The following is a 19,228-nucleotide window of genomic DNA, read 5'->3' on the forward strand; positions in this document are numbered from 1 at the left end:
CAGTGATGACTTAATCAAAACGGCGGGTATAACGGATTTCACCTCCAGCTGATCCGGTACCTACGCGCACAATGCTTTGCAGTGCACGGCTAATCTGATAGGTAATGCTGACGGTCTGGGTTGCACTTTGAATACCATACAGATAGCTGATATAAAGATTGTTAGACAAATGTTTGCCGATTGTGATGGCCTGTTCAGCCGGATTCATTTCGCCTGTCTGGCTATTTCGGGTTTGCTGGCTGGTAAGGCCGATTTCATCGAGAAGGCCAAGTTTGTCATTCAGACCCCCGGCAAGCCATGCACTGGCCGCAGCTGCAATGGCGGCTTCGTCACCGGCACTACCACTGCTGGGGCGATTGAGTATCAGCCAAGATAGTTTGTCTTTTTCACTCATGGCTTCATTGGCTATCAGGTTAATACGCGGGCTGTCCAGCCGTCCGAGGGCTTCAACACCTGCACCAACCTGTGAATAACGGCGCTTGGCACGTATTTTTAAATTGGGATTATTCATAGGGCCTACAAAAGAAATGGTACTGCCATGCTGAATTACCAGATCTTGTCCGTAAGCTTTGTACTGTCCGCGAACAACATTTACTGTGCCGATTATTTGAACAGTACTGCCCGGATTGGCAGTAGCAGTAAGCTGACCGCCAAGCAGAACGTCAATTCCTTCAGCACTGAAGCGAAAAGCATCATTCATGTCTAAATCAAGATTGAGCCGGATTGGTGTAGGGCGTTGCTGTTCTGCTGTCTTTTCTCGACCTAGTACGACAACATCGTCATCTAACTGTGGCATTCCTGATTTTTGCATACCAAAGAGACCCTTATCGACTTTTAGTTTACCGTTCAGAACAATTCCGTGTGCAATAGTATACAGTAGCTGAGTATTACCGCTTATGGTGAGACGACGGTTTATTTGATCAAAAATATTGTAATGTTCAAAGTGGGCAGTAACGTTAATTTCGGGAGTGAGTCTGGTCATATCTACTACGCCGCTGAGTTTAATAGTTCCGTCACGGCGCGCAAAACTAAGACTGTCAATTAACCAGCGACGCCCCTGAAAGTGGCTTTTGAGGTTGCCGTTTTCAAGAATAGTACCATTTGCCTGATCTCTGTAGTAAAGGTTATTACCGGTAAGTGTACCATTAAGCAGAGGTTCATTCAGATGTCCGCTTATGCCGGCTTCTGCATGCATATTACCCTTAAGCTGCATACCAATGGGCAGAAGATTGCGAATAGTGCTCAGATCAGGGCTATCAAGTTTTATACGCCCGCTGATAGGGGCTGTACGTACTTTGCCATTATTGTCAGGAGTGATTACCAGAGTAGCATCTGTGGTTCCATAACGGGTAATGCCACTCAGATGATTATTGATATGACCATTCTGAAATTGTGCATCCAAACGTACATTTTGTAATTCAAGTTTCTGCTGATGCTGTGGCAGAGTAATGTCACCTCCCTGCTGGTAGAGTTTCAGGTAGCCCTGCATGTTGCGACTGTAACTGAAATTCCAGTCACCACCTATAATCAGATTTTGTTCAAGGGGTAATTCAATGATGCTGTGTAATTCGTGCAAAGCTAGATTACTGGCTGAACCACGGGTAACCAGACCTTTATTTTTATCCCAGTTCAGATTATTCAGAGTTAAGTTACCGTTCAAAGCAGCCCAGCGTGCATTTTGCATGCTGACATGCTCGGTTCCGGCCTCAAGCTGAATGGGATTGAGCAGTTTCAGATTAAGTGCGCCGATTATATCCAGAGCATTAACTCGTCCGCGCCACTGATAATGCTGGTCCAGACCACCATGCGCATTGAGATTAAGATGGTAGGCTTTTCCGTCCAGAGTCAGATTACTGCTGCCCTGGAGCTGGTGCTGGCTGCCACGGCCATTGATTTTGATATCGGTGCTGTTAATTACCGTGGGTTTTCCGCCGTCGCTGCCGGCAATGCTGATATGGTCTGCATTCAGGTTAACCAGTAATGGCTGATTAATATCAGGCGATCCAAGAAGTTTAAAATCCAGTTGATTAATGTTAAGTAGTTCAGAAATTTGCAGATTGCGTGCGGCACCAGTAAGATTGGCTGTAATTTTTTTTGGTTCTCCGGCGATAAAGCCTTTGGTGCTGAGCAAACCTTTCATGCCTAATCCGAATAATCCCAGATTGGGTGCATTGATATCAAGATTAAGCTTATCACCTTTTTTACCAAAACTGCCATTGGTAGCTATCCGGTTCGGGCCGGCATTGAGGTTAATATTGGCCTGTTCCAGATGCTGATTGCGAAAGCAGATGACGGCTTTACCTGAAAGAGGTGCACCGGAAAGAATGCTGTTATGCCAGAGCATGTCTGCCTGAATGGCAGGTTGTTGTGCCAATTGTCCGTTAACGTTGATATGTCCGTTGATACTGCCTGCCGGAAAATCTGAATTAACTTTGGCGGGATTAAAATTGTTGCTGTTAATGGCCAGCCGGATTGCTTTATTCTGATACAGTGCCAGACTGCCTTTGGCATTAAAGCTGCCGCCGCCAGTGGGGGTGATGTTCAGTTTATCGAGTATCAGGGTTTGCTGATGTTTCTGTTCATCAGTAATAATCTGAATCGACCCGTCACTATTACCTTTCTCACTTGACAGGAGCCATTGTGTAGTCAGACCGTTGAAGCTGCCGGTTACATGAATATGGCCATTAAGTGAACCCGTTAGTGGTGTAGTCAGAGCGTCGCTGGCATAAATTCGTAATAATTGGCTGTTGATATCAAGTTGTCTGGATGCGCTATCGATATTCCCGCGGGTAATGATCTGCCCCTGCTGAAGCAGGCGTGTAGTTAATGCAGGTAAGATAAGTTTACCGCTATTATCGATGTTAATATCACCTTCAATACTGCGTACAGGTAAACCGGCATGTTTAGGGTCGTTGTAGGCCAGTGGCTGTTCATTTCCAAGTTTAATATGTCCGGCAAGCTGATTTTTGTTGTTGTTCACAGGTGCCAGATCTAAATTAAGATTGAGGTCGGCAAATGGCAGGCTTGTATTAAAAGCAGCCGGATTAATATGGCGGCTTTGGAGGTTCAGACTGACGATTTTATAATTGAGTTGCAATGCATAAGGTCTGATGACGGCATGGGTACGGAAATGAATATCTCCTCCGTCCAGACGGGCAAATATATCTGGTTGTTGCAGGCTGCCCTGGATAAGCGCAGCACTTTCAACTGCAGTTTTATCAAGGGTGCCAGTTCCGTTAAGTTGTCCGCTCAGGGCGAATGGTGTCTGTGTGGTAATGGCTATATTACCTTGAATATTTTGCCATGGCGTATTCAGTCCACTGAATACAAGCTGATGTTTGTGGTAGTCAAAAGTGTAGCAGGCCTGACTGGCAAGCAAAATAGGCGTTTCTTTTTTACCCAGGGTAAAACCACCGAGCTGAATGTTATCAATAATAATTTGTACTGGCAGGCTGATACTGTTGGGCAGAGTAGGAACAGGTTTAGGTTTAGGTACGCTGTGATTTATATAATTAATTTTACCTACATCTAACAGCCGTACATGAAATCGTCGTTGCCATAATTCGCGATTATTCCAGTCAAGTCTTACCTTATCTATGGATAGATCAAAATCACGATGACTGACGTGAATATCAGTACCAGAAAATCCGCGCCAGATAGTGCCGTTCAGGTTCTCTGTCTGGATATGCACACCAAACCATTTCGGGACCGTATGTACCCCAAAGCGCAAACCGGACTCAGTACCAATCAGCCAGCACAATATAACCACAATAATCATAAACAAAGCCAGCAGGGAATACAGTCCGGCTTTCAGCCATGTCTTCCAGTGTGGTTTTCGCGGCGGTACGGAAGGTGCTGCGGGAGCTGATATTTCGTCAGGGTTGATAGTGGTTTCAGTCATTAGAATTTAGTTCCCAAACTGATAGACCAGCGCCATTTTTTATCGTGATGACCATAGGCTAAATCAAAGGCAAACGGGGCGATGGGATTAAACCAGCGTACCCCGAAACCACTACCATGACGCCATTGCATATCGCTGAAATTTTTTGATACCGAACCGGCATCATGAAAAAGTGCCAGAGAAAAATCTTTATACACCGGAATCTGGTATTCAACACTGGCTACAGCCAGCGTACGGTTAGGTAACACTGAATTATGTGAGCTTTTAATACCGATACTGTCTATTTCATAACCACGTACGCTGTTGGCACCACCGGCACGAAACATCAGCACAGAAGGTACATTCACTGCATCGCCAGTATGTACATAGCCAATCTGGCTGCGTAAAAACCATGTTCCGTATTTTTTGTTTTCAGGAGTGAAATAGTAGCCGCCACTGGCTGTAACTCTTTGCATGGATGCTGATGATATCAGTTTGCCCAGAGTGGTGCCAACTTTGCCTTCCAGATAATAGCCATTGGCTGGCCGCAGCTGGGTTTCAATATTCTGACGTTTCCATGAAGCTGTCAGCATGGTGGCATAACTGTGTCCGAGATCAGGTCCATTTTCAATTTTGCTGCTTTCCGTAACATATTCAATCCCGATACGCGAATCAATGCCGTTACGGTCGCGCACTTTCCACATTCCGCTGGATAAAGCACGACTCTCCAGATGCTGGACAGTAGAGTAAGTATAGTTAAGATTGCTGGTCCAGTAATGACCATGATTATCACGCGGCTGGCTCAGACCTAAACCGAAAGTAGTTTCATAGCGGTCTGTATCCAGCAAGGTTGAACCAACAAAACCTTTATTAAAAACATTATAGTGGTCATATCCTCCGCGAAAGCCGGGCCCGTTTTTGGTATCATATCTCAAACCAAATGTCAGCTTCTGACGGCGCATTTCGCTGACTTTAACCAGAACCGGTACCTGGTTATTTTCCATATGGTCAAAGTCAGCACTGACTACGGCATTACCATAATGACTGTCTTGTTCCAGTGCCTGCTGATAGTCCAGAAGTTTGTCCAGATCATAAGGGGAACCGGAAGTAAAATCAGCCATGCCGGTAACGATTGAAACGGGATATCGTTCATTTCCGCTAACCTGTATATCACCAAAGTATATAGGTTGTTTACTGTCAATTGTAAGTGACAGGTCTGCCTGATTTTTTTGTGGATCAATAGTCGCACGGCTGGCGCTAATGGTTGCCAGGGGGTATTTTTTGCGCACAATAGCGCTGAGTACAGAAGATTTACTGGCTGACCAGTTACTTTGGGTAAAAGGGTCTCCAACAGGCAGTACCCAGTTATCAATGGCAGTTTTGTAATAATTGGTCAGATTATCATCACTGGTCACATCACCGGTCAGAGAAACATCAACATTTTCAATATGAGTCAGAGGACCGGGTTTAATATGGATAATGTAGCTATCAGATTTTTTTTCCAGATTAACTTCAGCATTGAAATAGCCTTGTGTTTCCAGCATGGTTTGCGTTTGTTGGGGCGCCTCTTCCGCCAAAAAACTAAGCTGTTCATCATCCAGATCTTCAATCAATTGCTGAGTGATCAGGGGTAAATAATTGTTAATTAATTTTTTCAGGGCAGAATTATTAATATCAATAATAACAGGAACACGCGGATTCTTGGGTGTCTGAGGCTGTTGTTGTGAATCGTTATGCTCGCGTCCGTGCAACAATCTGTGCAAGAAACCGGTTTTGGGAGGCGGAATATTGTCATCTGTGTCATCGCTGTCTGCTGGCAGGCCTACAGCCCACACCATGGAGGTAAGGGAAGACAGCAACATACTTAAAAGCAGCCATTGCAAGCGCTTCTGCGTGAAATATGCCAAGATCAGTCCTGTTTCAGAAAGTTAAAACGTGTATCATATTTTCCAGCCAGTTAATGACTGCTATTGTAGCGTGAAACTGGAATTTCAACCTATATCATAAATGACACAAGTATTCTATTTAATGTAAAAACAAATTTTAAGCCATGATAACAGGTTTAGTGAAATGATAAACTGTCAAAGCTGTTTAGTGGTTTGGACTGATTACTGCTATTTTTTGTAAAATAAATCATTTAGGTTAATATGAATGGTGTTATCCATTTATTAGAATTTACTGAGGATTGATTGTGGCCGGAATTATTCGTGTAGGCAATATTCAAGTAGCCAACCATTTACCGTTCGTACTGTTTGGTGGTCTGAATGTACTGGAAAATCTGGATTTAACAATGCGCACATGTGCACATTATGCAGAGGTTACCCGTAAATTGGGCATTCCGCTGGTTTTTAAGGCCTCATTCGATAAAGCCAACCGCTCTTCTATTCATTCCTATCGCGGAGTAGGGCTGGAAGAGGGAATGAAAATTTTTGCTGCAATTAAACAGGAATTCGGTGTGCCGGTAATTACCGATGTGCATGAACCGTATCAGGCTGTACCGGTAGCAGAGGTAGCCGATGTATTGCAGTTGCCGGCATTTTTAGCCCGTCAGACTGATTTAGTGGTGGCACTGGCACAAACCGGTAAAGTAATTAATATTAAAAAACCTCAGTTCCTAAGCCCGCACCAGATGAAGAATATTGTTGAAAAGTTTTATGAAGCTGGCAATCAGCAGCTTATTCTGTGTGAGCGTGGCAGCAGCTTTGGTTATGATAATCTGGTAGTTGATATGCTGGGTTTTGGTGTGATGAAAAAAGTTTGTGCTGATTTACCGGTTATTTTTGATGTAACCCATGCATTGCAGCAACGTCAGGCTGATGCTGCCGCTTCAGGCGGGCGTCGCAGTCAGGTACTGGATCTGGCATTAGCCGGTATGGCTACCCGGCTGGCCGGTTTATTTCTTGAATCACATCCTGATCCAGATAAGGCACGTTGCGATGGTCCTAGCGCTTTACCTTTGGATTTGCTCGAACCATTTCTTGCTCAGGTTAAAGCTGTGGATGAGCTGGTAAAAACCATGCCGGTACTGGATATTAACTAAATAAGTATATTTTTGTATAAAAAAGCAGAGCGTTTTGCTCTGCTTTTTTATTTATCAGGTAAAAGTTCAACCAGAAGGATTTTATTGCTCAACAGAACCGGAATTCTGGTATAGCGTAAACAATGGTACTCCTTCATCTCGAATTTTTTTGCCGCCGGGCAGGTCTGTAAATTCGATAATTGCAGCTGCCTCTACTACTTCAGCACCCAGTTTACGAATCAGTTTTACACCGGCATTCATCGTACCTCCGGTGGCAACCAGATCATCTACCAGCAGCACACGAGTACCCGGTTTTACTGCATCAGTATGCATTTCGATGGTTGCATGTCCGTATTCCAGTTCGTAACTTTCCGCAATAGTAGTAAAAGGAAGCTTGCCTTTTTTACGGATGGGAACAAAACCGACATTCAGCTGATAGGCAAGAGCAGCACCGATAATAAAACCGCGTGCATCCAGACCGGCCACAACATCAATTTTCTGATCCATATACCGGTAAACCATTAAATCTACCAGCAAACGGAAGTACTGCGGGCTTTGTAATACCGGCGTAATGTCGTGAAATAAAATTCCTTCCTGTGGCCAGTTCGGAATTTTGCGAATTTTTTCGGCCAGCGCGTCAACACCTATGACTTCGGGATGAGTCTGCATTATAAATCCTTTAAAAATAAAGACTATATGCGAAAGCTATAAACGCGGGACGAGCGAAGTTATTTGCATATAGTGTATGCGAAAGTTGCGCATAATAGCACTATTCCTGTTTTTCTACAGCCTAATATGAAGCATAAAATGGTCTGTTTTGGTAAAATGGTCGCCATAATTTACACAAATCAACAGGTTGATAACATGGTTAGCACGCCTGATCAAGCTCTTGTCACCAATCCATGCTTACCGTGTGTCTGGTTAGATGATTATATTGCCACCTTACCAGCGGCGATGGGAGTAATGCTCCGGCATGCCCAGACTTTGGTAAATAACAGCTATCCAAAAGACGCGGTAACCTTTGCCGGTGAAGATCTGTATATCAATTTAATGGCTGCTGCTAAATCGGTAGCAGATATGGATTTGATGGCCGATGCTGTTGCCGCCACAATGCTGAGCTGTCTGCCCAATTATGTCACTGACTGGAAAAATATTCTCAAAGAAGAATGTGGTGACAGTGTAATGCAGCTGGTTGCAGGTTTGTATCAGGTACAGAAGCTTACTTATTTTGTCAGCATCAGCCCTCTGGCTACACAGGAGGAACGGCAGCAGCAGGCTGAAGCAATGCGACAGATGTTACTGGCGATGGTATCGGATATCCGGGTCGTACTGATTAAACTTGCCATGCGCGCCCAGACCATGAGCTACCTGAGTAAAGTCACAGACGAAAAATTAAAAAAGGACGTAGCTAAAGAAACCATGACAGTTTTTGCCCCTCTGGCCAATCGTCTGGGTGTATGGCAGCTGAAATGGCAGCTTGAGGATTTAAGTTTTCGTTATCAGAATCCGGATGAATATAAGAAAATTGCCCGTCTGCTGGATGAAAAGCGTACTGAGCGTCTGGACTATATTGAACATTTTGTTGATACCCTCAGACAGCAACTGAGCCGCCTGAATATGCATTTTGAAGTGGCCGGACGACCAAAGCATATCTATTCTATTTACCGTAAAATGGTAAAAAAGAAACTGAGCTTTGATGGTTTGTATGATATACGGGCAGTACGCATTCTGGTGGATACAGTAGCAGACTGTTATGCTACTCTGGGGATCGTGCACAGCTTATGGCAGCCTATACCGGGTGAATTTGATGATTATATTGCTCATCCTAAACCCAATGATTATCAAAGTTTGCATACTGTTGTCGTCGGACCTGAAGACAAAGGCGTGGAAATCCAGATTCGAACTTTTGATATGCATCGTTATGCAGAGTTTGGGGTGGCCGCTCACTGGCGCTATAAAGAGGGTGGCAAGGGTAATGAAGCCTATGAACATAAAATAGCATGGTTACGTCAGTTGCTCGACTGGCGCGAAAATATCGCCGAAAACGATAGTAGCCGTGAAGATCTGTCACGTGCTTTTCAGACAGAACTTTTTAATGACACTATTTATGTTCTGTCTCCGCATGGCAAGGTATTCTCTTTACCGGCTGGTGCCACACCGATTGATTTTGCCTATGCATTACATACAGATATTGGCAACCGTTGTCGCGGTGCCAAAGTAGACGGACAGATTGTTCCGTTATCCACACCATTGGAGAATGGTCAGCGGGTTGAAATTATTACTGCACGCGAAGGTAAACCATCGGTTAACTGGCTGCATGATGGCTGGGTGAAAAGTAATAAAGCCATCAGTAAGATTCGTGCGTTTATCCGGCAGCAGAACGGTGAATCCATACGGGAATCAGGACGTGCTGCGCTGGAAAAACAATTAGTAAAAATGCAGGTGCAGCCAAATATTCATAAACTGGCTGAAGCTCTGGGATTTTCCAGTGCAGATGATTTTTATCTGTCTATGGGGCATGGTGAAATTTCCGGCCGCATGATTCAGAAAGCAGTCGATACTTTACTGGAAAAACCGGAAGCACCGGTAACAGAAAACCATTTAGTCAAACGCAGTAAAATTAAGAAAAATTTTGGTGGTGTTCTCGTTGATGGTGAGGCTGGTTTATTTACGACACTGGCTAAATGCTGCAAACCGGCATTCGGAGACAAAATTATTGGTTTTGTAACACGGGAACGTGGTATCTCAATCCATCGCAGCAATTGTCCTTCGTTTCAATATCTGGCTCAGATTTCTCCGGATAAAGTATTACCTGCATCCTGGGCAAGTGATTCAGCCGGGCAGGTTTTTGCTATTGATATCGAAATTCGTGCCAGAGACCGCAGTGGATTATTACGCGATATTTCTGAAACACTGGCACGCAACCGGCTTAATGTTACTGCGGTACAGACGTTATCACGTGATATGGAAGCTCAGTTGCGATTTACTGTTGAAGTACAACAGGTAAATGATTTACCCCGTGTACTTAGCCACCTGAGCGATGTTAAAGGTGTACTCTCAGTAACTCGGTTATAAGCAATTGCTATCCGCTGCGGATAAATTATCAGCTTATTTATCATTTATCTGAACAAGCCACGGACTTTGTACCTATGTTCGTGGCTTGTTCAAACTGCTTAATATCTATTTCTTTTAAGTAAGAGAGTTTTATGCCTCCGGAAAATATTTTTCAATTAAAGCGTATAAAATAGCAACCGTTTCGCAATCCACTCTTCCGCTATAGTCTGTCGGACGGAAATGCAGTTGAAAAGCACGTATCAGTTTGTTGAATTGTTCAGCATCAGCGTCAGCACCGATGATATCGTAACCATAACGATTTAATTGTTTTAAAATGGTTGCATTATCAGGTATCCCTTGTTTTGTGAACTGCTTTAAATAATTTAATTTGGTTTTTGTATCAAACCAGGCGCCAATTCCTGCTTTGTACAGTTCTTTCCATGGAAAGGCCGCACCCGGATCACTTTTGCGTTGTGGTGCGATATCTGAATGGCCGATAACATGAGTTGGCGTAATGTCCGGATAACGCTGGAGAATATTCAGAGCTAGTTGTTTGAGGGCTTTAATCTGATTTACTCCATATGATGGAAAAGTAAATATACCGTTATTATCGGTAGCCAGATTAACAACTTCTATACCTATGGAAGTATCATTCAGATTACTACGACCTTGCCAGCTACTGACACCTGCATGCCAAGCCCGGTCTGTTTCTGCCACCAGATTAAAAATACGCAGCTCTTTAAAGCCGGCTGCCTGATAGCTTGCTTCTGCTTCATCCGGAATCAGATAATGAATACTCGTATTTGGACCGGTGAGTGATTTGATCGAATCAGCAAAATTTTCAGCAGTATAATGCAATATTAAAAAACGTACGCGCTGATTAAAACTGTTTATAGAGCGATAGCTATTGTAGTCAATATTATACATATTATTTTCTCCTTTTATATGCTTTTAAGATTTTTTATAATTTAAATTAATGACCTAAGCTAAAGAAGTTAGGTAAATAAATTATATAGTTTATTTTTTATTAAGCAATATTTTATTTATGAAAATAATAGTTTAATTATAATATTTTAAATGAAAATTTTTAATTATTATAAAGATATAAATATTTTGTTATTTATTCTGTATTAATTTATTTAAAATCTCTTAACCCGGTTAAGAAAGAGAAAGATAATTGAATTATTTTAGCGAGAAGTAAAATAAAAAAACGAATAAAGATACACAAGCAGAAAATTTCACCTGAAATGAAAACAAGTTGTATAAATTGTGAAGATTCTATAAAAAATAATATACCGTTAATAAAAAACAAAAAGAGGCAGTTTATCAGAGATAATCCAGAGCTGCTAAGTAAAGAATTAAATGAAAAGGATTCACTATTTTCAATATTAAAAAAAATACATTTTACAGGTTTAATAGTAGAAACAGATATAATCAATATAAAAGTTAAAAAATTAATTCCGAGCAGAATTAAGTTTAATTTTCCGATTCCAAGCAAAAGCTTGAATTGGTAAGTATAATCACCAATAGAATAGTAAAATCCAATCATGCAGATTATAACTAATGAGTAACTAGTTAAAAACATAAATAAATCTTCGGATACAAGTCTATAAGAAGAAATCTGAACATTTTTTTCTGCCCGTAAAAAATATTTTATGATTTTTATATTTATTAGTATAAAAAAACTGACTGCCCAGCAATATAAAATGAAATATATCATTAAACCATAAATAGTGTACGCTAAATCTCTGTCGATACCTAATAAATAAACAACAAAGTGAAATAGCAAAATTAAACCAATGTTAAGTGCTAATTTAAAAAATAAAGATTTAAAAGAAGATGATTGATTTTTGCTGTTGCGAATGAAAATAGTTTTAGTCGTTTTGAACAAAAAAAAGAAGTATAAAAAGAGAATGAAAGTTATTTCCATCAAACCCAAAACTGACTCTCGTGTAAAAAATTCATTTATATCTCTAAAACCCTTAGGGAGTTCGAGTATAATGAAAAAAACTATTGTAAATATTAAATAGTTAATTAAAAATCTGATCAATTTTCTGCGATTTAAGTAATGCTGAATCATATTTAAATTTTATTGTCAATAAAAATTATTTTATTATATATAAATTTTTTAAATTAAATATATTTAAATGTTGTGGTTTGATTTAAATCATATATACAATTGATCATTATATTGATGAGTCAGTTATCATAATTGCCTTAAATTACAGCGACTGGAAAATAATATTATCTGCTGCTGAACTCATTAAAATATTCAGATTTATCACTAGCTGTTTGTATATTATGAATGACTGTTTAAAAATTAATTCTGGCTCGGGCTATTACATTTCTGATTAAAATGCTGCATTTGGTACTGATGTTATAAATAATTGAGTACGGAATAAATATATTGATTCATAATTAAATATAAAATGATATGAGTCATTATGTTTATTTTACAGTAAGTATTGAGTAAGGTTTATATACTTTTTTACCAAATTAATTAGTTAATATTTTTATCATTAAGCTGAACGTAAGAAAAGCCATTTGATTATTTTGGCGAAAAATAAAATTAAAAAACAGATACAAGTATAAAAAAGAACAAAAGAAAATAAAGAATTCACTAGTCAGTATATCCTCAAACTTCGATATATATTCAAAACCGGTATGTTTTTATGTAAAGAACAATAAATATTTTAGCCAAATCTTGCTTTAATCTTTTGCTATTTACTGGTTATAAGCAAATTTGGTAATGTTCTGGTAATAATTAATAATATCCGGTATCTCTGGTTTCCAGTCATGAGTATATAGTCTAATGAAGTAATAAATATTGTTTTGACATATTTATAATAATGCTCTGTATTATCTCAAAATGATATTTGCCATAAGTAGCACTGTTTTGTCATTCAATAATTGTATATTTAATATTGTAAACAAAATTTCTGGATATTCCGGTATTGTTTATTTGCAATATTAATTTATTTGTACTAATGTAAAGCATCATATATCTTTTCGGCCAGAGCAAGGCTAATACCTTCCGTCTGACTCAGATCATGCACACTGGCAGCAACCACGCCGCGTAAACCCCCAAAACGGGTTAATAGTGCCTGACGCCTCTTGCTGCCGATACCCGGTATGTCGTTGAGCGAAGAAGTGACTCTTGCTTTGGCACGTTTCTGCCGATGACCGGTAATAGCAAAACGGTGAGATTCATCCCGGACAGTTTGTAACAAATGCAGGGCAGGATTGTGCGGTTCTATCCGGATATTGCGCTGCTGATGCGGAATAATCAGTTCTTCCAGACCGGCTTTACGTTCCGGACCTTTGGCAATACCGACTATCGGAATATGAATACCCAGCTCCTGCCATACATCCAGAGCCATATGTACCTGACCTTTGCCTCCGTCTATGAGCACCAGATCCGGCCATGCACCGATACTGTCATCATTATCTGCCAGTCGTCCGTAGCGACGGGTTAATACTTCGCGCATGGCGGCATAATCATCACCGGCCTTTGCGGTTGTAATGTTGTAGCGGCGATATTTGGCAGGCTGCATGGCTTCATCTTCATATACCACACATGAGGCAATTGTGGCTTCGCCCTGAGTATGGCTGATATCAAAACATTCAATCCGGTTCAGATTTTCCGCATCCATATCCAGCAATTGAGCCAGCGCTTCAATCCGGTGTTGCTGGCTATGCTGCTGTAAACGATGCTGTTCAATCGCCATATGCGCATTGCGTTCCGCCATATTCAGCCACACGCGCCGTTCACCTACAGTTTTATGAATAAATTGAATCTGTTTACCGTTTTCGTTATTCAGTGCTTCACACAGGCTTTTGGGAAACTGAAAATTACTGATGATTATATCCGGCTTATTTTTACCCAGATAATGTTGTGCAGCAAATGCTTCTCCATAGTGATTGAGTTTTTCGGCAACACGGTAGCGGGTATCCGGAAAAAAATTTTTATCCCCTACATGTCGACCGCCGCGAATACTAACCCAGTGAATACATACAATATCATTTTCTTCAGCCAGCGCAAGGATATCAATGTCATTGTGACGAGCCTGTTTGCTGTCTATAAATTGCTGAGACTGCATCAGCCCCAGTGCCTGAATCTGATCTCGTACCTGTGCTGCCGTTTCAAAATCCAGCTGTTCAGCGGCATGTTGCATTTTGGTATGCAAAGAAGCAGTCAGCTCACTGGTTTTTCCCTGCAGAAAGCTGACCGCAGCTTTAACACTGCTCTGATAATCTTCAGCATTGATATGTCCTGTACATGGACCAGAACAACGCTTAATCTGGTAAAGCAGGCAGGCACGGTCGCGATGTTCAAATACACTATCTTCACAAGTACGCAGTCTGAATACTTTCTGTAATGTCTGGATGCTGTTGCGGACCGCATAGCCATTAGGATAAGGACCGAAATACTGGTTATTTTTTTTCAGACTGCCGCGGTAATAAGCCATTTGCGGGAACTCATGTCCGCTCAGCATCAGATAAGGATAGCTTTTATCATCCCGGAACAGAATATTGTATTTCGGCGATAATGCCTTGATAAAGTTATTTTCTAGAATCAATGCTTCTGTTTCTGAATGAGTGGCTGTAACTTCAATTCGCGCCACTTGTTTCACCATAAGCTGAATCCGGGGCGATAAATCGGTTTTCTGAAAGTAGCTGCTGACGCGGCGTTTCAGATTCACCGCTTTGCCTACATATAATACTTTATCACTTGCATCAAGCATACGGTATACACCCGGCACTAAAGGCAGGTTTTTAAGAAACAGGGCTATATCAAATTTATGATTGTCTGCAAAGCTGGATGATGCGGCTGTGGTATCGGTCATAGTAATGGTATATCTGGTTAATAACTATGTATGCAGCCATAAAAAAGTCCATAAGCTGCATAAACAACTTATGGATGAGGAGTAAAATAGTCAAGAGTAAAAATTTAATTACAATTCAGCCGTACGTCTTCATCATAACGTTTAATCAGTGCATCGCGATTATTGGTGCGCAGGCTATCTGCCATTTTGCGGTTCATCTGCGAAGTTTTGCAGGCGGCATCACGGTTTTTCTTATTTTCAGCCGCAATTTTTTTGTTTTGCTCAGCTGTCTGTTTATTCTGTTCTTCAATTTTGCGGTTAAGCTCTGCCTGTTGATCAGTCAGAGACTCAGAGCTGGCCTCAGCATTAATTTTAGGCTGAGCCAGTGAGGTAGTGGTCTGTGTTCGTACATTGAATCGCTGAGTTTTGCCCGGGGTGAGGTTAACGGGAGAGTCTGAGTATTCACTTACGCCTTTGTTATCACGCCATGTATATACCTCCACAGCACCTGCTATTAATGTGCTGCCCATCAGTACCATTGCCAGTGACATTTTCAGTATTTTGTGACGCATGTTTACTTTTCCTTGGGTTTGAAAATATATGTTTTGACCATTATACGATAAAAAAAAACAATGTTTGTCAATTGACAGATTTATGTAAAAGTATATTTTGCCAGTGTGTCGTATATTTGTTAAAATTGCCCGCCAATTCCCTTATCTGAATTTCTTCTCATCCTCTAAAAAGAAGCCCTAAAATGCGTATAGTCGAAAAAGCTTACACTTTTGACGACGTGCTACTCGTACCTGCTCATTCTGAAGTACTGCCGCGCGACGTTATTCTGAAAACCCCGCTTACCCGCCGGATTAATCTAAATTTACCACTGGTATCAGCGGCGATGGACACGGTTACTGAGGCTAGGCTGGCTATTTCCATGGCTCAGGAAGGCGGTATTGGCATTATTCACAAAAACATGAGTGTTGAACGGCAGGCACGTGCCGTAGCCAATGTTAAACGATATGAAAGTGGTGTGGTCAAGGATCCAGTAACTATTACACCTGATACGCTGATTAGCGATTTAATTGGTCCCGGGCGTAAATACAAAGTTTCCAGCTTACCGGTACTGGAAAATGGCAAAGTTGTTGGTTTGGTTACTAACCGGGATTTACGTTTTGAACGTAATCTGCAGCAAAAAGTATCCAGTATTATGACCCCGCGTGAGCGTTTGGTTACTGTAAGTGAAACTACCAGTATCGATGATGCCCGTGAATTAATGCATACACATAAAATTGAGCGTGTGCTGGTAGTGAATGAAGACTGGGTGCTGAAAGGTCTGATTACAGTAAAAGACATATTAAAAAACACGGCTTTTCCTAATGCCAATAAAGACAGTGAAGGGCGGCTGAGAGTAGGCGCAGCAGTCGGAGTCGGAAAAGACACAGACGAGCGGGTAGCTGCTCTGGTACAGGCCGGAGTAGATGTACTGGTGGTGGATACAGCACATGGACACAGTCAGGGTGTAATAGAACGTGTACGCTGGGTAAAACAGCATTATCCGGATGTAGATGTCATTGGCGGTAATATAGCAACAGCCGCTGCTGCGCGTGATCTGGTTGCAGCCGGAGTGGATGCAGTTAAAGTTGGCATCGGGCCGGGCTCAATCTGTACAACCCGTATAGTAGCCGGTGTAGGTGTGCCGCAGTTAACCGCTATTCATAATGTGGCTGCAGAACTTGCCGGTACTGGTGTGCCGCTGATTGCTGACGGTGGTATACGCTTTTCAGGTGATCTGGCTAAAGCACTGGCAGCTGGCGCCTCTGCGGTAATGCTGGGCGGCATGTTTGCCGGTACTGAAGAAGCACCGGGTGAAATTGAGCTTTATCAGGGACGCTCTTATAAATCCTATCGCGGTATGGGTTCAATGGGAGCCATGAGCCAGGGCTCATCTGACCGTTATTTTCAGGATAATGTCTCCAGCGCTGATAAATATGTGCCGGAGGGCATTGAGGGACGGGTACCTTATAAAGGACCAATCAGCCAGATTATCCATCAGCTTGTAGGCGGATTACGATCCAGTATGGGATATCTGGGCTGTAAAACCATCCATGATATGCATGATAAGGCAGAATTTGTTGAAATTACCGCAGCGGGTATGAGTGAGTCGCATGTGCACGATGTGCAAATTACCAAAGAAGCACCGAATTATCATGTACGCTAAAATTTTGTTGTAAAATTTGCAGTCAGTCTAATGGGCAGCCTGCGGACTGCTCAGCAAATTAATAAAAATTTTCTTTTTTATTTAGTAATATCTGCATTGCCAAAGCAGAGAAGATTAGCTAAAATGCATTGCTTTCATGGCAGTGTTAGATATTATGTCTATGCCATAATCAAGCACGTAGCTCACGCTTTTTGCGTGAAGTGGCGTGTTTTTTTTTGCCTGCAACTGGTAACTGGAAGCACGATTATTAATCCATAAAAAAACAGATTGTCGTTATAGACGGTCTATTAAATACACAGGACTCACCCATGACTACAAGTGCAATTCTGGTGTTGGCTGACGGTTCCGTATTTCATGGTGTCAGCATTGGCGCAGCCGGGCAGGCAGTTGGTGAAGTAGTCTTCAATACCAGCATGACTGGCTATCAGGAAATCCTCACTGATCCATCTTATACCCAGCAGATGGTAACTCTTACTTATCCGCATATCGGCAATACCGGCATCAATAGTGAAGACATTGAGAGTAAACAAATTTATGCTTCCGGGTTAATTATTCGCGACTTACCTTTATTGCACAGTAATTTTCGTGCGCAAGAAAGCCTGTCCGATTATCTGAAACGTCAGCATACTGTGGCAATCGCAGATATTGATACCCGACGCCTTACCCGTTTGCTGCGGGATAAAGGTTCACAGGCCGGCTGTATTTTGACTGGTGCCGATGCAAATAAAGAACAGGCTCTGGAAATGGCACGTGCTTTTGGCAGCATGGCCGGAAAAGATTTGGCACGGGAAGTAAGCTGTTCTGCAAAATATGAATTTACTCAGGGTGAATGGCAGCTGGGATATGGTTATGTTCAGCCGCAGGAAGCCGGATATCATGTGGTTGCCTATGATTTCGGGGTGAAAACCAATATCTTGCGTATGCTGAGTGAACGCGGCTGCCGTCTGACTGTGGTTCCTGCTACTACACCGGCAGCTGAAGTACTGGCATTGAATCCTGACGGCGTATTTCTGTCTAACGGGCCGGGTGATCCGGAACCCTGTGATTATGCCATTAAAGCTGTACAGGAAATTCTGGCACATAAACTTCCGCTATTCGGTATTTGTCTGGGACATCAGCTGCTTGGTCTGGCTTTAGGGGCGAAAACCCGCAAAATGCCTTTTGGTCATCACGGAGCCAATCATCCGGTACAGGATATGGATACCGGCCGGGTTGTGATTACCAGTCAGAATCATGGTTTTGAAGTAGACGCAGATACTTTACCGGAAAATGTTCGTATTACTCATAAATCGCTGTTTGACGGTTCACTTCAAGGTATTTGCATGACCAGTCAGCCGGCTTTTTCATTTCAGGGACATCCGGAAGCCAGTCCGGGCCCGCATGACGTTGCCTACCTTTTTGACCGCTTTATCGAACATATGCAGGCGGCAAATAAAAATTAATTGCGTGATATTACGAACTAAATTTATTGAGAATAGTAAAAAAGTACAGGAATCCCCATGTTTGGTATTACTGATCTGGGAACGTATATTGTCGGTGCCATAGCAATTGTTCTGCTGCCGGGACCAAATTCAATGTATTGTCTGGCCATGGCCGGAAAATATGGAGCACGGGCTGCTTATTGTGCGGTTGCCGGAATATTTCTGGGTGACAGTATTTTGATGTTGCTTTCAGCCTCAGGTGCAACATCAATTATCAAAACCATACCTGCATTGTTTTTAATACTGAAACTGGTCGGTGGCTTGTATTTGTTTTATCTGGGCTGGCAGTTGCTGCGCTCAGCTCTTAAGCAATGGAACAGACGTCAGCAGGCTGCTGCAGATGTTTTCAGACAATCATTGTGTGAGCCGGCACAAGCCAGTAAACCGCTTCCGGCACGTCATTACTTTCAGCATGCTTTGCTGCTCAGTTTGTTAAACCCGAAAGCCATTTTGTTTTTTCTGGCTTTTTTTGTTCAGTTTGTTGATCCGCATTACTCACATCCGGCATATAGTTTTTTACTGCTGGCTATTATTTTGCAAATTTTCAGCCTGACTTATCTAAGCGTACTGATATTCAGTGGCTTATCGCTGGTCAAGTGGTTTCGTCACTATCAGCGTCTGGCTGCCGGGGCAGTAGCCACAATCGGGCTGATGTTTATTGCGTTTGCACTGAAATTATGGACGGCAAGTATCGACTGACCGATAGACTGTCAGAAAATCAATCCTGCCGTACCGCTAAATTAACAGATAATT

At 42.0% G+C, this 19,228-nt stretch carries 11 protein-coding genes; 5 read left to right on the forward strand and 6 right to left on the reverse strand.

Annotated elements, in window-relative coordinates:
- Window positions 1-10: 10 nt before the first annotated feature.
- Together H3T84_RS01900 and H3T84_RS01905 are read right to left on the reverse strand one after the other, a co-directional pair.
- Window positions 11-3,901, reverse strand: coding sequence for a translocation/assembly module TamB domain-containing protein (locus H3T84_RS01900; protein WP_198217498.1), 3,891 nt, complete (start codon window positions 3,899-3,901; stop codon window positions 11-13).
- Window positions 3,901-5,787 (reverse strand): autotransporter assembly complex family protein, encoded by a 1,887-nt coding sequence (locus tag H3T84_RS01905; protein ID WP_232346077.1) that lies wholly within the window; start codon window positions 5,785-5,787, stop codon window positions 3,901-3,903. Before H3T84_RS01905 ends, H3T84_RS01900 begins: the two co-directional genes overlap by 1 nt.
- Window positions 5,788-6,080: 293 nt before the next feature.
- Between H3T84_RS01905 and kdsA the strand changes: the two genes are divergently transcribed.
- Entirely contained in the window at window positions 6,081-6,920 is an 840-nt protein-coding gene (kdsA, locus tag H3T84_RS01910) for a 3-deoxy-8-phosphooctulonate synthase (protein WP_037475311.1), read from the forward strand.
- An 81-nt stretch (window positions 6,921-7,001) separates the two neighbouring features.
- On the opposite strand, the gene H3T84_RS01915 is transcribed toward kdsA, so the two are convergent.
- A complete protein-coding gene (locus H3T84_RS01915; RefSeq protein WP_025331077.1) occupies window positions 7,002-7,568 on the reverse strand; it encodes an adenine phosphoribosyltransferase in 567 nt (188 codons plus the stop codon).
- A gap of 195 nt (window positions 7,569-7,763) precedes the next feature.
- On the opposite strand from H3T84_RS01915, the gene H3T84_RS01920 reads away from it, so the two are divergent.
- Entirely contained in the window at window positions 7,764-9,974 is a 2,211-nt protein-coding gene (locus H3T84_RS01920) for a bifunctional (p)ppGpp synthetase/guanosine-3',5'-bis(diphosphate) 3'-pyrophosphohydrolase (RefSeq protein WP_198217500.1), read from the forward strand.
- Between the two features lie 129 nt (window positions 9,975-10,103).
- On the opposite strand, the gene H3T84_RS01925 is transcribed toward H3T84_RS01920, so the two are convergent.
- From H3T84_RS01925 to H3T84_RS01935, 3 genes are all read right to left on the reverse strand, one after another.
- Entirely contained in the window at window positions 10,104-10,880 is a 777-nt protein-coding gene (locus tag H3T84_RS01925; protein WP_037475280.1) for an N-acetylmuramoyl-L-alanine amidase, read from the reverse strand.
- A 2,057-nt stretch (window positions 10,881-12,937) separates the two neighbouring features.
- Window positions 12,938-14,800 (reverse strand): excinuclease ABC subunit UvrC, encoded by a 1,863-nt coding sequence (uvrC, locus tag H3T84_RS01930; protein WP_198217502.1) that lies wholly within the window; start codon window positions 14,798-14,800, stop codon window positions 12,938-12,940.
- Between the two features lie 104 nt (window positions 14,801-14,904).
- Entirely contained in the window at window positions 14,905-15,351 is a 447-nt protein-coding gene (locus H3T84_RS01935; protein ID WP_037475284.1) for a DUF4124 domain-containing protein, read from the reverse strand.
- Window positions 15,352-15,533: 182 nt separating this feature from the next.
- Here H3T84_RS01935 and guaB point away from each other — a divergent pair, with 182 nt between their 5' ends.
- The 3 genes from guaB (at window position 15,534) to leuE (ending at window position 19,174) form a co-directional block, all read left to right on the forward strand.
- Window positions 15,534-16,994, forward strand: coding sequence for an IMP dehydrogenase (gene guaB / locus H3T84_RS01940; RefSeq protein WP_174833739.1), 1,461 nt, complete (start codon window positions 15,534-15,536; stop codon window positions 16,992-16,994).
- Between the two features lie 308 nt (window positions 16,995-17,302).
- Window positions 17,303-18,436, forward strand: coding sequence for a glutamine-hydrolyzing carbamoyl-phosphate synthase small subunit (gene carA / locus H3T84_RS01945; protein ID WP_198217510.1), 1,134 nt, complete (start codon window positions 17,303-17,305; stop codon window positions 18,434-18,436).
- Window positions 18,437-18,493: 57 nt separating this feature from the next.
- A complete protein-coding gene (gene leuE, locus H3T84_RS01950) occupies window positions 18,494-19,174 on the forward strand; it encodes a leucine efflux protein LeuE (protein WP_198217512.1) in 681 nt (226 codons plus the stop codon).
- The last annotated feature ends 54 nt before the right edge of the window (window positions 19,175-19,228 follow it).

Origin of the sequence: Snodgrassella sp. M0110, assembly GCF_016101465.1 — a bacterium.
GTDB lineage: Bacteria > Pseudomonadota > Gammaproteobacteria > Burkholderiales > Neisseriaceae > Snodgrassella > Snodgrassella alvi.